20 protein-coding genes are annotated in these 24,068 nt (G+C 68.6%); 9 read left to right on the plus strand and 11 right to left on the minus strand.

Annotation, left to right across the window (positions count from 1 at the left end):
• Positions 1-186 precede the first annotated feature (186 nt).
• The gene (locus tag ACJMK0_RS05400) at positions 187-1,746 is read left to right on the plus strand and encodes an amidase (RefSeq protein WP_405236247.1); all 1,560 of its coding nucleotides are present in this window, start codon (positions 187-189) and stop codon (positions 1,744-1,746) included.
• A 40-nt stretch (positions 1,747-1,786) separates the two neighbouring features.
• Here ACJMK0_RS05400 and fusA read toward each other — a convergent pair whose 3' ends face one another.
• Entirely contained in the window at positions 1,787-3,823 is a 2,037-nt protein-coding gene (gene fusA, locus ACJMK0_RS05405; protein ID WP_405236249.1) for an elongation factor G, read from the minus strand.
• A 210-nt stretch (positions 3,824-4,033) separates the two neighbouring features.
• On the opposite strand from fusA, the gene ACJMK0_RS05410 reads away from it, so the two are divergent.
• Both ACJMK0_RS05410 and ACJMK0_RS05415 read left to right on the plus strand, forming a co-directional pair.
• Complete coding sequence (locus ACJMK0_RS05410; protein ID WP_405232437.1) at positions 4,034-4,306, plus strand: hypothetical protein; 273 nt, start codon at positions 4,034-4,036, stop codon at positions 4,304-4,306.
• A 94-nt stretch (positions 4,307-4,400) separates the two neighbouring features.
• Positions 4,401-5,138 (plus strand): hypothetical protein, encoded by a 738-nt coding sequence (locus tag ACJMK0_RS05415; RefSeq protein WP_405236251.1) that lies wholly within the window; start codon positions 4,401-4,403, stop codon positions 5,136-5,138.
• A gap of 52 nt (positions 5,139-5,190) precedes the next feature.
• On the opposite strand, the gene ACJMK0_RS05420 is transcribed toward ACJMK0_RS05415, so the two are convergent.
• From ACJMK0_RS05420 to ACJMK0_RS05445, 6 genes are all read right to left on the minus strand, one after another.
• On the minus strand, positions 5,191-5,580 hold the full coding sequence (locus ACJMK0_RS05420) for a hypothetical protein (protein ID WP_405236253.1): 390 nt from the start codon (positions 5,578-5,580) through the stop codon (positions 5,191-5,193).
• Positions 5,581-5,639: 59 nt separating this feature from the next.
• Entirely contained in the window at positions 5,640-6,818 is a 1,179-nt protein-coding gene (locus tag ACJMK0_RS05425) for a saccharopine dehydrogenase family protein (RefSeq protein ID WP_405236254.1), read from the minus strand.
• 56 nt (positions 6,819-6,874) lie between these two features.
• A complete protein-coding gene (locus ACJMK0_RS05430) occupies positions 6,875-7,285 on the minus strand; it encodes a GFA family protein (protein WP_405236256.1) in 411 nt (136 codons plus the stop codon).
• Between the two features lie 34 nt (positions 7,286-7,319).
• On the minus strand, positions 7,320-8,531 hold the full coding sequence (locus ACJMK0_RS05435) for a nitrilase-related carbon-nitrogen hydrolase (RefSeq protein WP_405236258.1): 1,212 nt from the start codon (positions 8,529-8,531) through the stop codon (positions 7,320-7,322).
• Positions 8,528-10,441: an ATP-binding cassette domain-containing protein gene (locus tag ACJMK0_RS05440; RefSeq protein WP_405236260.1), complete on the minus strand. Its 1,914-nt coding sequence runs from the start codon at positions 10,439-10,441 to the stop codon at positions 8,528-8,530. The genes ACJMK0_RS05435 and ACJMK0_RS05440 overlap by 4 nt, the downstream gene beginning before the upstream one ends.
• Before the next feature lie 90 nt (positions 10,442-10,531).
• Entirely contained in the window at positions 10,532-11,155 is a 624-nt protein-coding gene (locus tag ACJMK0_RS05445) for a hypothetical protein (RefSeq protein ID WP_405236262.1), read from the minus strand.
• 157 nt (positions 11,156-11,312) lie between these two features.
• Between ACJMK0_RS05445 and ACJMK0_RS05450 the strand changes: the two genes are divergently transcribed.
• Both ACJMK0_RS05450 and ACJMK0_RS05455 read left to right on the plus strand, forming a co-directional pair.
• Positions 11,313-12,086: an alpha/beta fold hydrolase gene (locus ACJMK0_RS05450; RefSeq protein ID WP_405236264.1), complete on the plus strand. Its 774-nt coding sequence runs from the start codon at positions 11,313-11,315 to the stop codon at positions 12,084-12,086.
• A gap of 87 nt (positions 12,087-12,173) precedes the next feature.
• Positions 12,174-13,325 carry a fatty acid desaturase gene (locus ACJMK0_RS05455; protein WP_405236266.1) on the plus strand — a complete coding sequence of 384 codons (1,152 nt, stop codon included), beginning with the start codon at positions 12,174-12,176 and terminating at the stop codon, positions 13,323-13,325.
• Positions 13,326-13,399: 74 nt separating this feature from the next.
• Here ACJMK0_RS05455 and ACJMK0_RS05460 read toward each other — a convergent pair whose 3' ends face one another.
• From ACJMK0_RS05460 to ACJMK0_RS05475, 4 genes are all read right to left on the minus strand, one after another.
• The gene (locus tag ACJMK0_RS05460; RefSeq protein WP_405236268.1) at positions 13,400-14,173 is read right to left on the minus strand and encodes an alpha/beta fold hydrolase; all 774 of its coding nucleotides are present in this window, start codon (positions 14,171-14,173) and stop codon (positions 13,400-13,402) included.
• A gap of 8 nt (positions 14,174-14,181) precedes the next feature.
• On the minus strand, positions 14,182-15,363 hold the full coding sequence (locus ACJMK0_RS05465) for an endonuclease/exonuclease/phosphatase family protein (RefSeq protein ID WP_405236270.1): 1,182 nt from the start codon (positions 15,361-15,363) through the stop codon (positions 14,182-14,184).
• Between the two features lie 123 nt (positions 15,364-15,486).
• Complete coding sequence (locus ACJMK0_RS05470; protein WP_405236272.1) at positions 15,487-16,578, minus strand: hypothetical protein; 1,092 nt, start codon at positions 16,576-16,578, stop codon at positions 15,487-15,489.
• 119 nt (positions 16,579-16,697) lie between these two features.
• On the minus strand, positions 16,698-18,692 hold the full coding sequence (locus tag ACJMK0_RS05475) for a DUF4382 domain-containing protein (protein ID WP_405236274.1): 1,995 nt from the start codon (positions 18,690-18,692) through the stop codon (positions 16,698-16,700).
• Between the two features lie 304 nt (positions 18,693-18,996).
• On the opposite strand from ACJMK0_RS05475, the gene ACJMK0_RS05480 reads away from it, so the two are divergent.
• From ACJMK0_RS05480 to ACJMK0_RS05495, 4 genes are read left to right on the plus strand one after another with little or no spacing between them, the layout of a single operon-like run.
• Positions 18,997-19,815, plus strand: coding sequence for a DUF6502 family protein (locus tag ACJMK0_RS05480; protein ID WP_405236276.1), 819 nt, complete (start codon positions 18,997-18,999; stop codon positions 19,813-19,815).
• Positions 19,816-19,841: 26 nt separating this feature from the next.
• The gene (locus ACJMK0_RS05485) at positions 19,842-21,308 is read left to right on the plus strand and encodes a DUF5666 domain-containing protein (protein ID WP_405236278.1); all 1,467 of its coding nucleotides are present in this window, start codon (positions 19,842-19,844) and stop codon (positions 21,306-21,308) included.
• Between the two features lie 4 nt (positions 21,309-21,312).
• Positions 21,313-22,446: a hypothetical protein gene (locus ACJMK0_RS05490; RefSeq protein ID WP_405236280.1), complete on the plus strand. Its 1,134-nt coding sequence runs from the start codon at positions 21,313-21,315 to the stop codon at positions 22,444-22,446.
• The gene (locus tag ACJMK0_RS05495; RefSeq protein ID WP_405236282.1) at positions 22,430-24,064 is read left to right on the plus strand and encodes an ATP-binding cassette domain-containing protein; all 1,635 of its coding nucleotides are present in this window, start codon (positions 22,430-22,432) and stop codon (positions 24,062-24,064) included. The genes ACJMK0_RS05490 and ACJMK0_RS05495 overlap by 17 nt, the downstream gene beginning before the upstream one ends.
• Positions 24,065-24,068: the final 4 nt, after the last annotated feature.

Genomic DNA, 24,068 nt, shown 5'->3' on the forward strand with positions numbered 1-24,068 from the left:
CCCCTCGTCGTGTCGATTGCGTCGATCCGGTCGTGCCGGTCGATCCGGTTGTCGTTCGAGCGGTTCTAGCACGCGCCTGCCCGGCCCAACAACTGTCGCTATGCGGCGACATGCGGCGAATTATCGTTCGCCCGGTCCGTTACACTGTTCCCCGGGGAATTCCGACGATGAAGGGGAGACGCCATCATGACGACCGGCAAGGCAGGATTAACGAGACGCCAGGTGCTGACGCTCATCGGCGGGGCGGGCGTGGCCGCGGCCACGGGCGGCTGCGGCAATGGCGGCAGCGGTGGCAATGGCGGCGGCCCCGGACCTGCGGCCACTCCGGCCGGCCGGGCGACGGCGCCGCTGCACTACGAGAGCCTGCTGTCCGTGGCCGCGCGGGTCCAGGCGCAGGAGATCTCGCCCGTTGCGCTCACCCAGGCCATGCTCGGCCGCATCGAGGACCTGGAGCCCTCGCTCAGGGCCTACGCCACGGTCATGAACGTCGCGGCACTCGAGGCGGCCGAACGGGCCGAGGCCGAGATCGCCGCCGGCAATTACCGCGGCCCGCTGCACGGCGTGCCGGTGGCGGTGAAGGACCTCTGTTACACGAAGGCGGTGCCGACCATGGGCGGCATGGCGGTCTATCGCGACTTCGTGCCGGATTACGATGCCACCGTGGTCGCGCGCCTGCAGGCGGCCGGCGCCGTCCTGGTCGGCAAGCTCAATCTCACCGAGGGCGCGATGGCCGGCTATCACCCGTCCTTCGAGGTGCCGAAGAATCCCTGGGATCCGGACCTCTGGCCGGGTGTGTCGTCCAGCGGCTCTGGCGTCGCGACGGCGGCAGGCCTGTGCTTCGGCTCGCTCGGCAGCGACACCGGCGGCTCCATCCGCTTTCCGTCCCAGGCCAACGGCATCGTGGGTCTGAAGCCGACCTACGGCCGGGTCAGCCGCTACGGCGTCATCCCGCTGGCGGAATCGCTGGACCACGTCGGCCCCATGACCCGGCGGGTGGCCGATGCGGCGGCCATGCTGCAGGTGATCGGCGGCCCCGACCCGAACGATCCCACCACCCTGGACGAGCCGGTGCCGGACCTCTTCGCCGACATCGACGCCGGCGTGAAGGGGCTGCGCATCGGCTACGACGAGGCCTTCGCCACCGAGGGCGTCGACCCGCGCCTGGCGAGCGCCATCCAGGATGCGCTGGGCCAGCTGGCGGCGATGGGCGCCGAGATCGTGGACGTGACCATGCCCGCCGGCAGCACCGGCCTCGCCGATCCCTGGTCCGCCATCGCCGCGGCCGAGGCCCTCGAGGCGCACGCCGAGTTCTACCCGGAGCGGGCCGACGAGTTCGGGCCCTTCTTCCGCGAGTTCCTGCAGGCCGGGGCCGCGCTGACGGAAGAGCAGCTGGCCGCGGCCCGGGCCTTCCGCGCCGATTACGCCGGCAGGATGAACGAGCTGCTGGGGACGGTGGACGCCATCGCCATGCCGGCGGGCAACCCGACCATGCCCGTCACCGAGGAAATCCAGCGCGGCGGCATGGAGGGGATCGAGCCCCTGGCGGAGCACCTGCACCAGTATTTCGCGGTGCCGGCCAACTTCTCGGGCGCGCCGGCGCTGACGCTGCCCTGCGGTTTCACGGAGGACGGCGTCCCGCTGGGGATGCAATACATGGCGGCGCCGGGCGGCGAGGCCATGCTGTGCCGCATCGGCCACGCCTACGAGGGCGCGACCGGCTGGCACAACCGGCACCCCGCGATCTAGCCGTCCTCGCCGACCATCCCGGCAATGCCGGCCGTCCTGGCTAGCCGTCCCTGTGGGCCGCGACCAGCCGCTCCTGGATGTTCTGCGGCACCCGCGCGTAATGGCTGAACTCCATCGACAGGCGGCCCTCGCCGCCGGAGATGGACTTCAGCCGCGAGTGATAGCCCTGGATCTCCTCCAGCGGGGCCTGGCCCGAGATCTCCATGCGGTTCTCGCCCAGCACGGCGGTGCCGCTGACGATGCCGCGCATGCCGGACAGGTCGCCGGTCACCGCGCCGACGCAATCGGCGGGCACGCGGAAGACCACGTCGACGATGGGCTCCATGATCACCGGTGAGGCTTTCTCCACGGCATCCATGAAGGCTTTCTTGCCGGCCTGGACGAACGCGATCTCCTTCGAGTCCACCGTGTGGTACTTGCCGTCGTAGACGACGACGCGCACGTCCTGCATGGGATAGCCGGCGAGCGCGCCGGACTCCATCACCTGCCGCACGCCGGTTTCCACCGCCGGGATGAGACCGGAGGGGATGGCACCGCCGACGACCTCGCTCTTGAACTCGAAGCCCCCGCCGTCCGGCAGCGGCTCGATGCGCAGATACACCTCGCCGAACTGACCCGCGCCGCCGGTCTGTTTCTTGTGCCGGTGATGACCCTCCGCCGGGGCGGTAATCGTCTCCCGGTAGGCGATGGAGGGCGGCGCCGTCTCCACCTCGATGCCGTAGCGGTCCCTGATCTCCTCCAGCACGGTCCTGAGATGCAGGTCGCCCAGCCCGTTCAGGACGATCTCGTTCAGTGCCGGGACGTGCTCGAGATGCAGTGACGGGTCTTCGGCTTCCACCGCGTGCAGCGCATCGGAGATCTTCTGCACGTCCGCGTCGTCCGAGAGCTTGATGGCCAGTCCGTACATCGGCCTGGCGTTGCGCAGGGATTTCAGATGGTAGTGATCCTCGTCGTGGGAGTCGTGCAGCACCGCGTCGTAGTGGGCCTCCTCCAGCCGCGGGATGGCGCAGATGTCGCCCGGGATGCCGCGCTCGGCCTTCACGTGCTCCGCGCCGTTCAGCTTCAGCAGCTGGCCGACCTTGACGGGTTTGCGGGCGTCGCCCACGAACAACTGCATGCCCGGGCGGACGGTGCCCTGGTGGATGCGGAACACGGCGAGCCGGCCCTTGAAGGGGTCGATGTTCACCATGAAGACGTGGGCCACCACGTGGGCGTCCGCATCGGGCGTCGCGACGACTTCCTCTGCGCCGTCATCCTCTCCCCTGAAGTAGACCGCCGGGTTGCCCTCCGCCGGATTCGGCATCAGTCGCTCGAAGATGCGCAGCAGCTGGCGCACGCCGGCGCCGGTCTTCGCCGAGACGAAACAGACCGGCACCAGGTGACCCTCCCGGAGCGCCTTCTCGAAGGGGTCGTGCAGCTGCTCCGGCGCGAGTTCCTGGCCCTGCTCCAGGTAGACCTCCATCAGTTCCTCGTCCAGCTCGACGACCTGGTCGATGATCTTCTCGTGGGCAGTGGCCACGTCGCTGAAGGCCGTCTCCTCGCCCTCCAGCTGGAAGAAGCAGTCGACGACGGCCTCGCCGGAGGCGGACGGCAGGTTGATGGGCAGGCACTCCGCACCGAACGCGGACTGGATCTCCTCCATGATGCGGGCGTGGTCCACGCCGTCGGCGTCGATCTTGTTGACGATGATCATCCGGCACAGGCGCTGTCTCGCCGCGGCCTCCATCATGCGCCGGGCAGTGAGGTCGACGCCGTTCTGCGCATCCACCACGATGGCGGCGGTCTCCACGGCGGGCAGGACGGCCAGCGCGCGGCCGTAGAAGTCCGGGTATCCCGGCGTATCCACCACGTTGACGTGGATGCCCTCATGGTCGAGATGGCACACCGCCGGATGCAGCGAGTGGCCGAATTCGCGTTCCCGGGGATGGAAATCGGCGACGGTGTTGCCGCGCTCCACTTCGCCGCAGCTCTGGATGGAGCCGCCTGCCTTCAGCAGGGCCTCCACGAGCGTCGTCTTGCCCGCGTTACTGGGCCCCGCCAGGCACACGTTACGGATGTCAGCCGTCTGATACGCCATGGATTCCTCCCTTATCGAGGTGTCTTTATATTTCGAGGGGATGTCTGGGAGCCTAGCTTACCCTCTGCGTGAGTTCGCCCAGTATCCGGGCAATTACGACCCCCGCCCGAGCCTCGCCGGCAGCTCTATCTTCTTGATTTTACCGCCGGAATCGGGCATGGGGTACTCGGCCGGGTTGCGCCGCCCGCCCGATCCGGTAAGGTGGGCGGGATGAGCAACACTAAACGCGAGAGCGCGGCCCCGGCGCGCGATTATCAGCAGCCCTTCGAGTTCGTGGAACTGGAGCAGGTGGAGGCGCCGGACGGCAGCGACGACGGCCGCTGGTACCGCTACGTGATCAGCCAGGGCGGCCAGTCCATCGTGGGTCACCGTCGCGGGACGAAGAAGAAGGTGCGGGAAGCCGTGAAGGACATCGTGCAGCGCATGAACGAGCGCCGCATGGGCCGTTCCGGCAGGGTCCATCTCTCCATGTCGAAGAAATAGGTGCCGGCTGATGTAGGAGGGCCTTCAGGCCCGATGGTTTAAGGGATCGGGGCTAAAGCCCCTCCTACGAGCCCCTCCTACAAGCCCCTCCTGCATGATGAGGCGCACCCTCGTCCTCCAATCCCACCGAGACCCCCTGCCGGCCCCATGGCTGACCCGCTGCCTGGCTTCCGTGGAGGCCTGGGCCGGCGCGGCCGGCTACGATTACCGCTACATCGACGACGAACTGTTCGACCCCGTCCCCGACCACCTGCGTGAGCGCCTCCGCGGCCAGCCGGTGGTGGCCAGCGATCTCGCCCGGCTGCTGGCGCTGCGCGCCGCCCTCGACGAGGGTTTCGAGGCGGCCGTCTGGTGTGATGCGGATTTCCTCGTGTTCGATCCGGAGCGCCTGGCGCTGCCTGCCGAGTCGTATGCCGTGGGCCGGGAAGTCTGGATCGAGGGCCGGGGCCCCGGACGTACGCCTCGGGCCCGGGTGAAGGTGCACAATGCCTTCCTGCTTTTCCGCCGGGGCAATCCGTTCCTGGACTTCTGCATCGATGCCGTCGAGCGCCTGCTCGGCGCCCACTCGGGCCCGTACCCGCCCCAGTTCGTCGGGCCGAAGCTGCTGACCGCGCTGCACAATATCGTCGGCTTCCCGGTGGCCGAGCGGGCCGGCATGCTGAGCCCGCCGGTGATCCGCGACCTGGCCGCCGGCGGCGGGCCGTGCCTCGATCTGTTCCGCGCGCGCAGCCCGGAGCCCGCGGCGGGCGCGAACCTGTGCGCCTCGCTGGCGGGAGGCCGGGAGATGGCGGACAGCCAGGTGAACGAGGCGATAACGCGCCTCAGCATGTAGGAGGGGCTTTAGCCCCGATTCCGTTAGACAATCGGGCCTGAAGGCCCTCCTGCTAGCCGATCCACCCCCTCTTCTTCGCCGACACCGACGCCCACATGAGGTAGGCGGCGATGACGAGGATCAGGACGGGCAGCACCAGGTCGGCGGCGGTGCCCTCGAAGGCGGTGAAGGCGTAGCCGGCCCAGCCGAAGACGGCCACGAGCGAAACCGCGAACAGCGGCACGGCCCAGGCCTTGCGCAGCAGCAGTCCCACCGCACCGAACGTGCCGCCGAATACCGCCAGCGCGTAGGCGCCCGTGACCCACGCGGGCACCGGCGGAGCAGCGCCTGCCTCGCTCATCACGTGGCCCAGATAGGTGGCGACGCCGATCAGGTTCCAGACCAGTGCCACCCAGGCGACGGTCCAGTACAGCCCGGGCGGTTTGTTATCCAGCTCGGTCATGGTCTGCCCCTCTGTCTGTTCTTATGGGGAGAGAGTGTGCGCTGCACTCGCGGTGCCGATCAAGTCTCCACGGTGAAGCGCAGCCCGGCGTTGTCGACCAGGCGGCGGATCAGCTTCTCGCCCATGGCCGGCGCGGTGGTCCAGATGCCGCCGGGGGTGTCGGCGGCGTCGCGCAGCAGGCAGATCGCGCTCTCGGCGATCATGCGCGAGGTGGAGCCGTAGCCGGGGTCGAGGTCGCCGCCGACGCTGGCCCGAATCTCGCGGCCGTCGGGCATCTCGCCGATGAACAGCACATCGTAGGAGCCGGCTTCGCGCTCTTCCTTGCCGGGGCCCTCGCCGGGTTTCGGCGCGTTGTCGCCGCCGAGTGCGTCGGCTTTGGCAATGGCCTTCGCCTTCGCCTCGCCTTCGTCGCCGGGGCCCACCACCAGCATCTCGTCGTAGACGAACTCCTCGCCGTAGGCGTGCCCGAGCAGCGCGTTGGAGCGGTGCACGTTGCGGGTGTTGATGGGCGCCATGATGAAAGGCGCGCACCAGACGCCCATGGATTCGTCGTACGCCGGCTTCGTGCCGCGGGGCTGTTCCGGCCCGCTGAATCCGGGCGTCAGCGCGAAGGGATCCCGCAGCAGGGCCAGCACGCTCGGGTTGTTCTGAGCGGCGGCCAGCGTGGCCTTCAGGCTCGCCGCCGTGCCGCCGGAGAAGCCGCCTTTCATCTTGCGGACCCGGCCTTTCACACGGGGTGCCGTCGCGCCGAACTCCTTCTTCGCCGCCTGCTGCAGGAAGTACACGCCCAGGTCGAAGGGGATGGAGTCGAAGCCGCAGGAGAAGACGATGCGGGCGCCGCTCTCGGTGGCCTGCTCCTCGTGCTCGTCGATCATGTAGCGCATCCACGCGGGTTCGCCGCAGAGATCGACGTAGTCGGTGCCGGTCTTCGCGCACACGGCGACCAGGTCGGAGCCGTAAAGCTGGTAGGGGCCCACCGTGGTCAGGACCAGCCGCGTGCGCTCCGCCATCGCCTGCAGCGAGCCCGGATCGCTCGCGTCGGCGACCACCAGCGGCGTGTCCTTCGGCGCGCCGATCTCGTCGCGCACGGCGGCGAGCTTCTCCTCGCTGCGGCCCGCCATCGCCCATGCGAGGTCCGGGTCGTCGCCGTACTGCTGGACGAGGTATTCGGCGACCAGCCGTCCGGTGAAACCGGTGGCGCCGTACAGGACCAGGTCGAATTCTTTCTTGTCGCTCATGCGCTGACTCTCTTCGTGTAATGGGCTTTTCCGACGGGCGTGCTGCCGACCCTAGCTTACTCCGGGTATTCGGGAAACTCCGGCAGCGCCGCTGCGGTGCACGACCATGCGCTGCGCGAGCCGGTGAAGATGCGCGCCTGGGGCAGGATATCGGGCTCCGTGTCCAGCGAGCCGGCGGGGATGAAGGCGAGTCCGGACGCCTCCATGTAGCGCGGCATGCGCGAGCCGCAGCGGCTGCAGAAACTGGTGCCGAAGCGTTCGGCCTCGGGCACCCGGTAGTGCGTCAGCAGATCCTCGCCGGCCTCCCAGCTCAGCGACCCGCGGACGAAGAGGTTGCTCGCGTGGCCCGTGCCGGACGCCTTGCGGCAGCGCGAGCAGTGGCAGTGGTAGAAGCCCCGTGCTTCGCCTTCCACGACGTAGCGCACCGCGCCGCAGAGGCAGCTGCCTTTCAGTGTTCGTGTGGTCATCGGACTTTCCCCCCCCGGTTGGTTCCTGCTCGGCTCAGCGCAGCACGCCGTCCTCACGCAGCCGTTCGATGATGGCGCGCTGACGCTCGATCACGGCCTGCTGCGAGAGCATGCGGCCTTCCGCCATGGCGCCGTGCGGCACCCAGTCGGTGCCGGCGTAGGCGGATTCGTAGGCGCCCCAGGGCTGGCGCGAGAGGAGATTCGCCATGCCGGTGCGCCGGCGTGCCGCGCGCAGGGCCGGCAGATCCAGGATGGCATTGGCGTTCACGCTCTCGCCGCTCTCGGCCTCGCCCAGCACCTTGCCCTCCCAGTCCACCACCTTCGACATCGCGTCCGCGGAGGCCGACGGCAGGGGCGTGCCCGCGATGCCGGCCGTGTTCGCCGAGACCACGTAGGCCATGTTCTCGATGGCGCGGGCGCGCTTCATCACGTCCTTCTTGGTCTGCAGGGGCGAGCCCACTTCGGAGGTGTGATGCAGCAGTATCTCGGCGCCCTTCATGGCGGTCATGCGGGCGATCTCGGGGTACAGGATCTCCTCGGAGGCGATGGTGCCGAGCGTGCCGATCTCGGTGCGGGCCACCGGGAACACGGCGTCCGCGCCGTAGCGGGCGAGGTAGTCGTCCCAGACGTCCCAGGGCGTCGGCGTGTACAGCGAGATCATGCGCCGGTAACGCAGGATGGTGTCGCCGTGCGGCGCGATGACGGTGTTGGCCTGGAAATAGAGTTCCGGGAAGGCCGGGTCGTTCTCGTACAGGTTGCCGGCGAGATATACGCCGAAGCGCTCCGCGATGCCGGCCAGCGCCTCGTATTCCGGCCCGCCGATGTCGACGGCGGCCTTCGCCTTCCATTCCTCCCGGCTCTCGCGCAGGGGGAAGCCGGTGAGGTAGTACTCCGGCAGCACCACCAGGCGGAGCTCGCTGCCGTTGAAGGTCTTCAGGAATCCTTTGGCCGATGCGACCTGGCCGGCGATGCGGCGGATGGAGGCCATCATGCGGGCGCGGGCGGCCTCCGCGGTGGCGTCCTGGTTGACCGCGTCGCACAGGGTCTGCAGCGCGAGTGCGGAGTAGCGGGGTGCGTCCTCGTCGGCCTGCGCCCGATTGGCGAAGGGGCACAGCGCAAGCGCGCCGAGGCCGGCGAGGAGGTGCCGCCGGCTGATGGTGGCCGGTAGGAGGGCCTTCAGGCCCGATTCCTCCCCCCCGGGCGCATCGGAATCGGGCCTGAAGGCCCTCCTACCTGGGGTTTTCATGCATCGCTCTCCGTCAACCCTTCCAGAGCCTCGCCCGCTGCGAGCCATTCCGCCTCCGCGGCCGCCAGTTCGCGTTCCAGCTCCGCCTGATCGGCCAGCAGGGACTTAAGGCGGTCCCGGTTCGCCTCATCGTACAGGTTCTCGTCGGTGAGCTCCGACTGCAGCCTGCCGCGGCGGGCCTCCAGCGCCGCCAGCGATTCCTCGGCGCGGGCCAGGCGTTTCTTCAGGGGCGTAAGCTGTCGGCGCCGTTCGGCTTCCCGGCGCTTGCGCTCGCGCCGTGCCGCCGCCGTGTTGGCCGTGGCTTCGCTGGCGATCTCGTCGTCCGCGCGCCGGTCGCCCCGGTTGTGCTCGGCGAGCCAGCGGGGGTAGTCGTCGAGGCTGCCGGCGAACTCGTCCACGGTGCCGCTGTGCACCAGCAGCAGGGTGTCGCAGGTGACGCGCAGCAGATGCCGGTCGTGGGAGACGATCATCATGGCGCCCTCGAAGTCCTGCAGCGCGACGGCGAGCGCCTGGCGCATCTCGATGTCCAGGTGGTTGGTCGGCTCGTCCAGCAGCAGGAGGTTGGGGCGCCGGTAGACCAGCAGCGCGAGTGCCAGACGGGACTTCTCGCCGCCGGAGAACGGGCCGGTGAGCATGAACACCGTGTCGCCGGAGAAGCCGAAGCCGCCGAGGAAATTCCTGAGCGCCTCTTCCCGGGCGTCTGGGTCGATCTCGGCCAGGTGGTCGATGGCGGAGCGCGCGGGATCGAGCTGCTCCACCTGGTGCTGGGCGAAGTAGCCGACCGCCAGGTCCTTCGCCGGCAGCCGTTCCCCGCGACGAGGTTCCAGCATGCCGGCGGCGAGCTTGATCAGCGTGGACTTGCCGGCGCCGTTCGGTCCGAGCAGCCCGATGCGGTCGCCGGGGGCGAAAGCGAGCTGCACGCCGGAGAAGACGGTGACGTTGCCGTAGCCGGCCGCTACCCGGTCCAGCGTGAGGAGAGGGCGCGGCGTCTTCTCCGGCGGCAGCAGCGAGAAGCGGAACGGGGAGTCGACGTGCGCCGGCGCGATGGTCTCCATCCGCTCCAGCGCCTTCAGCCGGCTCTGGGCCTGGCGCGCCTTGGTGGCCTTGTAGCGGAAGCGCTCCACGAAGGAATGCATGTGGGCGATCTCCCGCTGCTGCTTCTCGTACTGGGCCTGCTGGTGGGCGAGACGCGCCGCGCGCACGGTCTCGAACGTCGTGTAGTTGCCGGTGTACAGCGTGAGCCGGCCCTGCTCGATGTTGAGGATGTACTCCGCCACGCCGTCCAGGAAGTCCCGGTCGTGGGAGATCAGCAGCAGGGTGCCCGGATACTCCCTGAGCCAGCCCTCCAGCCAGATGACGGCATCCAGATCGAGGTGGTTGGTGGGCTCGTCCAGCAGCAGGAGGTCCGAGCGGCACATCAGCGCGCGGGCCAGGTTCAGGCGCATGCGCCAGCCGCCGGAGAAGGTGTCGACGGGACGCTCCTCCTGGCCGGGCAGGAAGCCGAGGCCGTGCAGCAGGCGGGCAGCGCGGCTGCGGGCGGTGTAGCCGTCGGCGGATTCGATGCGGGCATGAGCTTTCGCAATCGCCGTGCCGTCGCCGGCCGCCTCGGCGTCCGCCAGGTCGGCCGCGATGGCGCGCAGGTCCGCATCACCGTCCAGGACGTATTCGATGGCCGGCCGCGTATCCGACGGCGTGGCCTGGTCGACGTGGGCGATGACCCAGTCCGGCGGCAGCCGGCACTCGCCGGCGTCAGGGGCCAGTTCGCCAAGGATCATCCGCAGCAGGCTGGTCTTGCCTGTGCCGTTGGCGCCGGTCACGCCCACCTTCTGGCCGGGGTGGATCTGGGCGCTGGCGTGTTCGAACAGGAGCCTCGGCCCGCGGCGGAGCGCGACGTCTGAGAGCTGGAGCATGGGCGGGATTGTAATGGCAACCGCAATGGCAACCGCAATGGCAATCGCTATGGCAATGGCAGCGCCGGAAGGGCGGGACGCTGCGGCCGCTCAGTTGCGGACGAAGGACTCGGTCACAGTCTTGTAGCACGGCGGGCATACACCGTGACTCAGTCGTACCCGCGAATCGCCGCCGAGGGAATAATAGCGTTCGGCGGAAACCCACTCGCCGCCGGTGTGGACCTCGTCCTTCACGCGCTGGCAGTAGCTGCACATCGTCACCAGCGGCCGGGTCCGGTCGTGTTCGAGGCCTCGCCGCATGGCTTCGAAATCGAGCAGGTCCAGATTGGGTCTCAGGGATTCCTCGAGCACAACGGACTGGAACAGATAGCCGGTGACGGTTTCGTCTTCGCGCAGGGACCGGATGACCAGGCGGATGCCGCGCTTGCAGTCCGGCCCGTCGCAGCGGAAGTGCATGACCCATTCGCTGAACTCCGGCCGCCGGAGCTCTCGCAGGATCGTCCGGTAGTGGCCGCCCACCTCGTCGCCGCCGACGAAATCGAACAGGTTCCTGCCACGGATATCGTGCGCTCGGGGAGAGTTCACGCCGCCTGTTTCGGCAAATCGATTCCAGTTGCCGGGGCCGATGGCGGCTATGCGTCCGTCGGGCTCCACGGTGTAGCAGATACCGTCGAAGGCATCGAGTACCTCGTCGGTCAGGTGATTCAGAAGCATGATCGGCTTCCTGCGCCGCGGCGGCGAGCACACCCGTCAGTTCAAGCACGGATCGGCCCGTGAGACGGTGACGGAAGTCGCGAATATGCGTCTCAGGCCGACGACAGGATGACCTGGAATCGACCGCAGGGCAACGGATGTGGCAGTCTGTCCCGCCATGAGACGACACCTCTTCGACAGCCCCCTGGGCCAGGTCCACTTCGTGGACAGCGGCGACCCGGCGGCCCGGCCCCTGCTGCTGCTGCACCAGGTGCCCCGGTCGGTGGACGAGTTCGCCGAGGTCATTCCGCTGCTGGATGAGCATCTGCGCGTGATCGCCATGGACCTGCCCGGCTACGGCTGCTCGGACCGCCCGGCGTCCCGGCCCGACGTCGCCGGGTATGCCGAGGCGGCCGTCGCGCTGCTGGATCATCTCGGCCTGGAGCGTGCGGCGCTCGGCGGCCACCACACGGGCGCCATCGTCTCCGTCGAGGCGGCCGCCGCCCGGCCGGAGCGGGTCTCGCACCTGGTCCTGTCGGGCCCGGTCTATATGGACGAGGCGGCCCGCCGGGAGCTCGGCGCCCTCTTCGAGCAGTGGCACGTGCAGTCGGACGGCTCCCATCTGGCCGAGAAATGGCACCGGATGGCCGGCTGGATCGACGATCCGGCGCTGGTGCAGCGCTGCGTGCTGGACCTGTTCCGGGCCGGCGAGATCAGCGAATGGGGCCATTTCGCGGTGGCGGAGTACCACATGGAGGACCGCCTGCCGCGGGTGAAAGCGCCGGCGCTGGTGCTCTCGGGCGTTGACGATCCCTTCAGTCAACCTGATAAAAATCAGGTATTTGCAGACGTTCTCCCCGATTGCCGCCTGGCGAGTATCGACGGCGGCATATTCATGTTGAACGAGCGGCCGAAGGAGTGGTCTGAAGCCGTACTGGCGTTTCTCGGCTGAAATTTGCGGCATTCCACAGTGTTCGGCGCGGTCCAATCCGTATAATTAGCGCAGCAACTCCACCAAGATCAGGTATATCACCCAATCATGACGACCGAATCCAGATCGACCCCCGGCCTCCAGTGGGTCAACATCATCTTCTTCGCCGTGACGACGCTCGGCGGCGTCGTCGGCGCGCCGCTCTATATCTACTACAATGGCATCGCCGCGGCCGAGATCTGGCTGGCGCTGGCATTCTTCGTGCTGAGCGGCCTCGGCATCACCGTCGGCTATCACCGGCTGTTCGCCCATGCCACGTTCAAGACCAACCGGGTGGTGAAATTCCTGATGCTGTTTTTCGGCGCGGCGGCCTTCGAGCAGTCGGCGCTGGAATGGTCGTCGCAGCACCGGGATCATCACAAGTACGTGGACACGGACAAGGACCCTTACAGCATCAAGAAGGGCTTCTTCTACGCCCATATCGGCTGGCTGATCTTCTGGAAGCGTGAGAACGACTTCAGCAACGTGAAGAATCTCTCGAACGACCCGATGATCATGCACCAGCACCGCTACTACGTTCTGTGGGCGACTGTGGCAGGAATCCTGACGCCGGCGGCCATCGGCTGGATGACCGGGCACCTGCTGGGCGCACTGCTGATCGCCGTGTGCCTGCGCCTCACGCTGGTCTATCACGCCACGTTCTTCATCAACTCCGTCTGCCATACTTTCGGCAAGGCCACCTACGACGTGGATGCCACGGCGAAGGACAACTGGCTGGTGGCATTCCTCACCTTCGGCGAGGGCTATCACAACTTCCACCACAGGTTCGGCGGCGACTACCGCAACGGCGTGCGCTGGTACCAGTTCGACCCCAGCAAGTGGACCATCGCGCTGCTGGAGAAACTGGGCCTCGCCTGGGACCTGAAGCGGGTGTCCGACTTCCGCATCATGGCCGCCCGGCTGGACGGCGAGAAGACGCGGCTGGACAGCTGGCTGGAGGAGAAGGCGGATGCGTCGCATCGCCTGCGTGCCAACTTCGGTGAGCAGGCGGCGAAGCGCTACGAACGTCTGCGCAAGCGCCTGGTCGACTGGGAGGCCGCTGCGAAGGAGCACCGCAAGGTTCTGCAGGGCCAGGTATCGCACTACTCCGACGATATCCGCGAGTCCGCCCGCCGCCGGGTCGCCGAGGCCAAGGCCCGCTTCCAGGAGGCGCGTGCCGACTGGAACTCGCTGCTGAGGGAGTGCCCGGTAGCCGCCTGACCGGCAGCCGCCCGATCATTCCTCTATACGACCTCGAACCAGGGGAGCCGTGCTGAGTCAGCCGGCTCCTTTTTTTATTCCCGCTCCCAGCGATAGCCGAGAAAGCCGAGCACCGCGCCGCGAAAGAAGGAATCCGTTACGCAGGACAGGTGCGACTTGCCGGGTACGATGACGGCCTTACCGCCCGGGATCACCTCCGCCAGCGGGATGGGACTGCCGGCCACGGTGTCCCGGGAGCCGGCGATGACCAGCGCGGGGGTCTCCACCTCCTCGAACGCGGTCTCGCGAAGACCGGCGAACGAACCCAGCAGGCACGCGGACAGCGCGCCCGGACGCCCGCCGATCTTCGTCATCTTCTCGTACAGCGGCACCATCGCCGGGATCGCGAGCGATTCCGTCTTCTTGTTGTCGGCCGTCAGCTTGAAGCCACGGGAGGTCCAGTACTCCGGATCCTCGAGTTCCAGCAGGTTGATGCCCGTGCCGCCGATGACGACGGAGTGGAAGCGCTCGCCGTGATGGGCGAGCAGCCAGCCGGCGTTACGCCCGCCCATGGAGTAGCCGAACAGGTCCGCCTGGTCGATCTCCAGGTGATCCATCAGCCGGATCACGTCCCCCGCGATTCCCTCCGGCGCGTAGTCCTCCGGTTCTGAGGGCTTGTCGCTGCGGCCGTGGCCGCGGGCGTCCGGGGCGATGACCCGGAAGCCCGCGTCGCGCAGCACCCGGTACCAGCCCGTGGCCTTCCAGTTGGTGATGCGGTCGGCCGCGAAGCCGTGCAGCAGGATGATGGGATCACCTTCGCCGACGTCGTCGTAGGCGATGCTGAAGCCCTGGGAGTCGAAGCGTTCCATCGGCCCGCCTAGCGGGGCACGCGTAACGTCATGCCGGCAGAGACGCCCGCATGGTCCGAGGGCCAGAGTCCATAGAGGGTCTTGTCGTCGGGTTCCTCGCCGATGACGTCGGCGCGCACGCCGCGCACCGCCGGCCCGCCGTAATGGTCAGGCGCCTGGCGCACCCAGATGAGGTCGATCCGTTCGTCGAGCCGCGAGACCGGGTTGTCGAGCAGTGTGTCCTGGCAGCAGGTGTAGCCCGGGCTCCAGCGTCCGCCGCGTTCGTTCCAGACGTCGATGTAGGTGGCCTGGCCCATCAGATAGTAGGGGGTCGGGCAGGACGCGGGGACGAACCCGCCGCTGCCGTCCGGCAGGAGACAATCTACGAACGGGCCGTCGTCCGGGCTCGAGTTGAAGTCGCCGACCACGACCTGGACGTGGTCGTCCGCGTACAGGAACTGGACGAGTTCGGCCGTCTGAGCGGCCTGGATAGCCCGGAAGAATGGTCCCAGCTCGCCGCCGCCGCTGACTTCCAGGTGGGTGTTCACGAAGCGGTAGTCGCGTCCGCGCACCGTCGCCTCGACCGCGGTATAGCCGCGCAGCACCTTGTCGAAGCCGGGCAGCAGCGGATTGTTCACAGGAAGTCCTGCGTCGAAGTTCTTCGCCACCGGATTGCGGGTCTGGACGTCCTTGCGCGCGATGGTGACGTCCCGGTCGGTCAGGCCGACGTAGACGGGTGTGCCGTCAGGCAGGCTGGCCGGCAGTCCGGCGAGATCGATGTTCGTGACCGAGGCGGCTTCCCGGTACAGCATGCCTTCGGCGTTCAGATTGGCCAGCAGGATGTCGAGGTAGTCGAGGTCGATGGGACACTGCGTGAGCGCTTCGTCGAGACAGAGCCGGATCACGTAGACCTCCTGCAGGCCGACGAGGTGCGGACGCTCCTCGCGGATGAGTTCGGCCAGCTTCATCGCGCGCTGCGGGTAGTCCGTGGTGAGGATCTGACTCACGACCAGCGCCGCCGCGTCCGCGAAGTCCTCGGGCGGCACCGACAGCGGCAGCAGTATGTCGCCGCCCACGTAGAGATTCTGCGTCATGACCGTGAGCTGGCCGGCCCGGAACTTGCGGAAGTCTCCGGCATCGACGCTGCCGACGCCGGCCAGGAACAGAAGCGCCGCCGTGAACAGCAGCAGAAACCATTTGGGGATTTTCATGTCGCTCTCCTCCGCCTGCCGGCGCTTCGCGCCTCCGTCCCTCGGTTCGTGTCCGCCGGCGGCATGATTGTTCTCCGAGACTCCTCCCGGCGTGGAGGCGGACGCAATACGGACTTGTCACCGTCAGCGGTCGGCTTCGATGAGTACGCCGACGTCGTCACCCCGGATCTCCCGCGACGCCGAGTCCCGCCTGCGGTTCGGCCCGAAGGAGTAGACGAAGCGCATCTCCCCGCCGCCTGCGCATTCGTGGCGCACCCAGTAGGGCAGGCCCCAGGGGTCCAGGAAGTAGCGTGCCCGGGTGGCATCCAGCCCCTCCCCCGTGAGATTCGCGAACCGCCCTTCGCTCACGTAGCTCTGGCCCCATTCCACGCGGAAGGTGTACACCCGCTTGTGCACGCCGCAGCGGGTGCGCACGCGCTCATGGGTGAAATCGGTGGCGAGCACCCGCAGCTCCGTCTCTGCCGCGCGCCGCAGTTCCTGCGCATCCGCGTGCAGCAGGCGGGTGGAGTGCAGCGTCGCGTAGCCCGCCAGCGCCGCCAGGGCCGCGCCGGCGGCGGCGACGGTGACGGCGGAGCGGCCCGAACGCGCTCCCCCGCGGAGTTCGAGGGCGTTGGCCGCGATCGCCGTCAGCATGCCCAGGCCGAGCATGAGCTCGGCCCATTCGCCGGCGTATTCGAAGGGATAGGCGGCGTAGAAGGCGGCCGTGGCGGCGAAGGCGGACATCAGTGCGGGGTGCGGCGCGACGATGGCCAGCTTCGACAGCAGGCGGCCGGTGGCCGGTATGGCGGCGGCGAGCGGCAGTGCCACGCCGTAGCCGAGCACGATGAGCTGGAAGGCGAGCTGGCGCAGGTCGCTGGCCACCACGTTGTGGACGTTCAGCTCCTGCTGGAAGTTGTCGGTGAGGAAGTACTCGGGCGGCGTGAAGCCGAGCAGCCGCTGGCCCCACGAGATCTCCTCGCCGGCGACGAAGAAGCAGAATGCGCCGAGGCCGAGCAGAAACCAGGGCACCCGCCGGTGGCGCCACCACTGGTGATGCGCGGCCCAGGCGGCCGCCGCGGCGGCCAGCAGGAACGCCCAGACCGTGGCCCACTCCATCCAGTGGTCCTCCTGGACGAGGCGGTAATAGAGATCGGCATGGCGCGTGTCCAGCCACCAGGCGAGGGCGGCCGGCGCCGCGATGATCAGGTTGGCGATGATCCAGCCGGTGACGCGCAAGAGGCACTCCACAAAGAAAAGGGGCGGGCCCCGCTGGAGCCCGCCCCCTAGTCTAGACCACGAGTGTGGATGGCGAGTCTAGATCACGAGGACCCGGATGGTCCGGATCGCGGCCCCTGTCACTCCGCCGCAGCTTCTGCGGTGATCGTGACCTGGTCCGCTGCGCTGTCCTCGGTGCCGTCGTTCACCACCAGCTCGACCACATACTCGCCGGCCAGGTCCGCGGTGAACGTGGCGCCGGCCGTATCCGCATTCGTCAGCGATGCTTCGCTGCCCTCCGGGACGGAGACGAACGCCCAGCTGTAGCTGAGCGTATCGCCGTCGTCGTCGAAGCTGGCAGAACCGTCCAGATTGACGGTGTCGCCCGCGGTCACGGTCTGATCGGCGCCGGCATCGGCCACGGGTGCCGTGTTGGTGGTCTCATCGACCTCGGCACGCACGCTCTCGGCCTCGAAGCAGCCGTCGACACCTTCGGCGCCGAAGACTTCGGCCTCCAGGCCTCCCTCGAGATCGCCGAGTTCCGCTTCGGCCGACTCGCTGCCCTCGTCCGTGAGCGTTACCAGGGTGATGGTCGTATCGTCGTCGACGCACACCTGGCGGTCGCCGGTTTCGGCGGTGGTCAGGATGAACTGACCGGCCTCCGTGTCCACGCTCTGGATGGTGCCGGTGATGGTCTCGCCGACTGCGGCTTCCGGATCCAGCACGATGAACGAGGTCCTGAGCGCGTCCGGCTCGTCGTCGGAGAGGGCGAGCACGCCTTCGAAGTGGCCGACCTGGCCGCGCAGGAGATCCTCTCTGGCCAGACGCTCGCCGGCCTTGTTGAAGATGCCGGTGCCGTCCTGGTACAGGCCGGTGACGACGGTGTCGTCGCCGAAGCCCTGTCCCGGCGCGATGGCCAGACCGAACGCGTCGTCGACGTCGATGTCTTCGGTGATCTCGCCGTTCAGGCGCTCGAACGTGCCCATGTCGCCGAGTTCGATGACGTAGGCGTCGAGGATCAGATCGTCGTCGTCGAAGGAAGAGTCGCTGTCGCTGTCCGTGTCGGAATCGGAGTCGGCCGAGTCTTCGGAGCCGTCGCTGTCGCCGTCGGTGTCTCCATCGTCGTCGCCGCCGTTGCCGTTGCCGTCGCCGCTGTCGGTATCGCTATCCGAATCGCTGTCCGAATCGCCGTCGGTGTCGCCGTCATCGGCCGGCGTCTCGTTGCTGGCCCGCAGCCGGCCGATCGCGGTCAGCGGCTCGCCGACGACGATGTCGCCGAACAGGGCCGGCGTACCGTCGGTGCCGAAGATGCCGGTCTCGCCGCTAGCGAGGACGGTGACGCACTTGTTGTTGTCGCGGTCATCACCGCCACGGTCGGAGTCGCTGTCGTCGTCGCTGTCGCCGTCGTTGTCGGACGCGCGGGCCTGCTGACACAGGACGAAGCTGTCTTCGGTGTCGCTGATCGACTCCACCGAGCCGAAGATGCGAGTGAGTTTGGTGCCCGGTTCCATCGAGCCTTCCTCGCTGATCTTCACGAAGACGACGGGACGGAAAAGGTACTTCTCGCTGTTGCCGGCCTCGACCACCTTGAGCGACTTCTTCGCATCCACGTCGATCTCGACCAGCAGCGTTGCGCCCGGCGTGACGAAGAAGGTTCCGCGGGGATTCAGGTCCACCTTGCCGTTGCCCGGCAGCTTGACCGAGTACTCCTCCACCGGGTCCGTGTCGAGATCCACGATGGTCAGATCGTCAAGGATCAGCCGGATCTTGTCGTAGTCGCCGGCCGGGACGTCCTCGGCAACGGTGAACAGCTCGTTGAAGCTGCCCAGTTGCAGGAAGTCGACCACCTCGGCGGGTTCGCCGTCGGGTATCGAGAAGATGGTCACGTCGCCGCTGTCGCCGAGCAGGCGGATCTCGCGGATCTCGGCCAGGAACTGGTCGAAGCGGTCCGTGGGGCCATCGGTGAACATGATGCCGACGGTGCCGGTCTTGGCCCACGAACTCGGCGGCGGCGCCGGATCCGGGTCGGGCTCGGTTGCCGCGGGGCTGCCGCCGCCCCCGCCGCCGCAACCGGCGAGGAGGAAGAGTACGGAGAACGCGGCAATGCCGCGCCGCCAGGAAGTCGTGTTCATCATGATTCGCTCTCGTCGGTTATCGAGTGACTGTAATGGGCATTTTCGTCCTATATGCGCAGGAATCAACCTGTCGCAAACCGGCGACAGGGCCGGCCCGCCCCTGTGACGCCCGAATCATGCAGTTAGCGGCGTCCGCGGCCGCTTATGTAAATCCTGCAGCCCTGGTCGCAACGGCATCCGCGCCGTGGCGCGCGAAGTCTCCGCTGCTCCGGTTCGCGATACGCCGCGGACCGTTGCGGGCCCTGCCGCCCAAAATTTCCGGCGGGGGTTGCATGGCGGTCTGATGTGTGCGTAAATTGCACACATGAGTTCTGACCTGACAGAGATCGCGAGAAATGCCTGCCGCCGCCTGCTGCGGCCGGTGATCCGGATACTGCTCAGGCTCGGCATCAGCTGGAAAGAGTTCGCGGAGATAGCGAAATTGGTATTCGTCGAGATCGCCAGAGAGGACTACGGCGTCCACGGCAGGCCCACCAACGCCTCCCGCGTGGCCCTCATGACGGGGCTCAGCCGCCGCGAGGTGGGCGAGATCCGCAAGCGACTCGACAGCGAGACCCCGCTGGCGATCGAGCCAAAGAGCCGCATATCGCGGGTGCTGACGGGGTGGCACAAGGATCCCGAGTTCTCCGAAGGCGGCCGGCCCCGGCAACTGGACGAGGCCGAATTCCACCGGCTGACGCACCGCTATGCCGGCGACATCCCGGACCGGGCCATCACCAAGGAGATGCTGGACCTGGGTCTCATGGAAGCCGCGGCGGACGGCCGCTACCGGGCGATGCGGCGCGACTACCTGCGTAATGCCGCCGACGCCGATATCGTCCGCCACATGGGCCAGGCACTGCACGACCACGGGGTTTCACTGGCGCACAACCTGAACCCCGAGCGCAGCGAAGGCTGGTTCGAGGGCTTCGCTTCCAATAATCAGATGCCCCGCGGCGCCGCCGACAAGCTCAATGCCCTCCTGCAGCAGGAGGGTCAGGCCTTCCTCGAGCGGGTGGACGCCTGGCTGAGCGAGAACGAGCTCGACACTTCGTCCGGCAGCGGCAACAGAAACGGAAAAGAAGCCGCCAGCCGCATCGGCGTCGGCGTCTACCTCTTCGAACATCCACAAGACACTCACTGACGCACTCAACGCAAGGAAGATTCCCCATGGCATCCCCCTCCCCGAAATTGCTCACAACACTCCTCGCGGCCTTCGCGCTTGCCGCCTGCGGCGGCGGTGGCGGCGGCTCCGGCAGCATCGCCCCGCCGCCGCCAGACGACGGCGGTGGCGACACCGGCGGCATCGACCGCAGCGGTCTCCGCGTGCTCGGCTCCATCAGCGGGTTCGGCAGCGTGATCGTGGACGGCGTGCGCTTCGACACCTCCGGCGCCACCATCGAGGTGGATGACGAGCCGGCCACGGAAGACGATCTCAAGACCGGCGAGATCGTGTTCGTCGCCGGAGAGGTCGACGACGACGGCAATGCGACGGCGGCCACCGTGGTGACCGACGATCTGCTGCGCGGGCGGATCGATAGCATCGACCTAGTCGCCGGTACGTTCGTGGTGCTGGGCCAGACCGTAAAGGTGGAGGTCGACACGGCCTTCGACGATGCGGTGCCGAACAACGCCATCGACGGCCTGAGCGTCGATCAGGCCGTACGCGTGGACGGCTTCCTCTCTCCGGACGGGCGCATCATCGCTACCCGCGTGGAACCCGACGACGGCGACGACGTGCAGGTGGTCGGCGTCGTCAGCAACCTCGACGATTCGGCGCAGACGTTCAGCATCGGCAGTCTGTCCATCGACTATTCGGCCGCGACGTTCGAGGACTTCGACGGCGCCGATCTGGCCGACGGCCAGGTGGTGGAGGTGGAGGGCAACGCCCTGGCCGCCGGCGGCGAGCTGCCGGCGACCAAGGTCGAGCGGGTCACCGACGACCTTGGCGCCGACGACGACGACCTGGCCGAGATCGAGGGCATCGTCACCGCGGTCGTCTCCGGCGACGAGTTCGAGGTGAACGGCATCGCCGTCAGCACCGACGGCGCCACCGTGTACGAGGGCGGCGGCCCTGCCGACATCGTCGAGGGCGCGCGGGTGGACGTCGATGCCGTGGCCCGGGCCGGCGGCAGTCTGCTGGCCACGAAAGTGGAATTCGAGCCGGAGAAGGTGGTGGAGATCGAGGCCACCGTGGAGGCGGTGGACGCCGCAGCGGGCACGCTGCAGACCCTCGGCATCACGGTGGTCATCGAGGACGGCACGCGGCTGGAGGACGACAGCGACCTCGACCTGCGCCGCTTCTCGCTCGCCGACATCAACGTGGGTGACTTCGTGGAGATCGGCGGCAGCGAATCCGGCACCTCCGAGGCGACAGCGGTGCTGCTGAAGCGCGACGACGACGGCGACGACGGCGTCGAACTGCAGGCCCGGGTGCAATCAGTCGGCAATCCGGACTTCATTTTGCTCGGCGTCACCGTACGCACCAACGGCGAGACGGAGTTCGAAGACGGCGACACGGAGATCACGGCAGCGGAGTTCTTCGCCAATGCGGTCGGCCGGATCGTCGACGTCGAGGGCACCTGGGACGGCAGCGTACTGACGGCCGAGGAAGTCGAGTTCGAGGTGGAGGACTGATGTGATGACGACCAAAGGAACTGTGGATATCCGGGTGGGCCCGGCTCCATCGGCTCTCCCCGCGGGCTCGGTGCGTCCGCTGGAGGCCGGTCGCCTGCGGGCGGCGCGCGCGGCGTTCGTGACCCGGCGGGTGCCGCTGGAGGATGCGAAGGTGCTGGTCACGGACGCCCGGCCCGCCGCCGGCGACCTGGTCCTGGCCCGGGTCAAGCGCATCCGCCACCACGGCAAGCTGCAGTGCGCGCGCGGGCGACGCGTGCAACTGTTCCACGGCGACGAGATCGTGGTCTGCTACGGCGACCGCTATGCGCCCCAGCAGTTCGAGGCCTACGTGCCGCGCACCATCGGCCATTGTCATCTGGTGGCCTCCGGCGGCGTCGCCGCCCAGGCGGTCAACTGGCATCAGCGCATCCACCGCGGTCCCACCGAGATCGAGGCGCTGGGCATCCTGGCCGACGAGCACGGCAATACGCTCAACCTGCGCCGCTACACGCTGCCGGCGGGTTCCGGCGGCGAGGCGCCGCCCCGCGTGATCGTCGTGGCCGGCACTTCCATGGACTCCGGCAAGACCACGGCGGGTGCCCATCTGGTGCGCGGGCTGACCCGGGCGGGCCTGCGCGTGGGCGCCGCGAAGATCACCGGCACGGGTGCCTGCAACGACTACTTCCTGATGAAGGACGCCGGCGCGGAACCGGTGTTCGATTTCACCGACGCCGGTTACGTATCCACCTACCGTGTGGGAGAGGCCGCCATCCGGCGCATCTACGAGACCCTGATCGCGGAACTCGGCCGCAGCGGCATCGACGTGGCCGTGGTCGAAGTGGCCGACGGCCTGGTCCAGTCCGAGACCGCGGCGCTGCTCGGCGCCGACTGGCTGCGTCGGGCGATCGACGGCGTCGTGTTCTGTGCCCAGGATGCGATGGGCGCGCGGGCGGGTGTGGACTGGCTGCGCGAGCGCGGCCACGACGTCATTGCCGTCTCCGGTCTGCTGACGGCTGCGCCGCTGGCCATGCGCGAGACCGCCGACCTGGTGGAACCGCCGGTGATCGGCCTCGACGGGCTGTCCGACCGCTATGTCTCCCGCTCGCTGCTCGCCTGCGAGCACGGCAGCACGGAACTGCGCGATGCCGTCGCAGGCTGACAGCCTCGCCCTGGACGTCCGCGCGGCGGCCCGGGCGGCGCCTGCCCGCTTCGCCGCGCTGATGGCGAACGCGCTGGGGCAGGCGGCCTGCACGGTCGCCCTGGCGCTGGGTGCGAAGGCGGTGGTGGGCGGTGGCGCCGGCGGCGTCACGCTGGCGGTCCTGGTGACCGCCGCGCTGGCCGGCGCGTGGCTGCGCGGACGCGAGCGTGTGGACGCCGAGGAACTCGGCCAGGTCTTCGTGCACGGGCTGCGGCTGCGGCTGTTCGATCATCTGCTCGGCGTGCCGTCGCGCACGCTGGCCGGCAAGCCGAAAGGCGGCGCACTGGTGCGCTTCGTCGGCGACCTGCAGGCCATCAAGACCTGGGTAAGCCGGGGACTCGCCCAGTTGCTGGTGGCGCTGCCGCTGCTCGTGGCTGCGGTCGCCGTGCTGGCCTGGATGGATGCGCTGCTCGGCGCGATGGCGGCGGGCCTCGTGGTAGTCGGCGGGTTCGGTGCCGCCCTTCTGGCCGGTCCCCTCGCGGATGCCAACCGGCGCCTGCGCAACCGGCGCGGTCAGCTGGCGCGCTTCGTCACCGAGATGATGCAGGCGGTGCCGTCGGTCCAGGCCCACGGCAAGGAGTCCCGGGAGCGGCGCAGGCTCGACAGCCGTGGCGAGAAACTGATCCACGCCGCCGGGGACCGCGCCCGTCTGGTGGGCCGGGTCCGCAGCCTGGTGCAGCTGCTCGGCTCCGGCGCGCTGCTGGCCGTGCTGGTCGGCGGGGCCGGCCGGCTCGACGCCGCCGAGATGGTGGCCGCCCTGACCGTGGTCGCCTGGCTGACCACGCCCATCCGCGATCTCGGCCGGGTGTTCGAATACTGGCAGGCGGCCGACGTGGCGCGCGAGCGCATCCGCGCCTTCCTGCGCTGGCCGCGGCTGCCCCGCAATCGCACCGGCCGCCGCCTGCGCCGGGCCGCCGGCGAGCTGCGCTACGAAGGCGTGGTCGCCTGCCCGGGCGCAGCCCCTCTGAAGCTGGCGGTCGAGGCCGGCAGCGTCATCGCGATCACCGGCCCGAACGGCTGCGGCAAGAGTTCGCTGCTCGCCGTCACGGCCCGGCTGCAGGCGCCGGTGGCCGGCCGGGTGCTCCTCGACGGCCAGGACCTGGCCCGGGTACGCAACCGGGACATCCGCCGCCACGTCGCCATCGTCGGGCCGGATCTCCCGCTCATCCGCGGGTCCGTGCGGCGCAATGTCAGCTATCGCAGCCGCGGCATGACGCCGGAGGCCTTCCGCAGTCTGATGCGCCGCTGCCGGCTCGAACATCTCCTGGAGGAGGGCGGCGATTCCCCGGACCGCATCGCCGAGGCCGGGCTGAATCTCTCCAGCGGCGAGCGTCAGCGGCTCGCCCTGGCGCGGGCGCTGTGGCCGGAGCCCGGCCTCCTGCTGCTGGACGAGATCGATGCCCATCTCGACACCGATACGCTTCGGGTGGTGCGCAATATCATCGCCGGCTTTCCCGGCACCGTCGTGATCGTGACCCACGACCCGCGGCTGCTGGAGGCGGCGGGCCGCGTCATCGAACTGGCCGCCGACGGCTCGGTGGCCTCCGACCGTGCGCACGCCGCCGCTGAAGTCGCCTGAGCGC

The organism is Lentisalinibacter orientalis (assembly GCF_040706535.1).
Lineage (GTDB): Bacteria > Pseudomonadota > Gammaproteobacteria > Steroidobacterales > Woeseiaceae > Lentisalinibacter > Lentisalinibacter orientalis.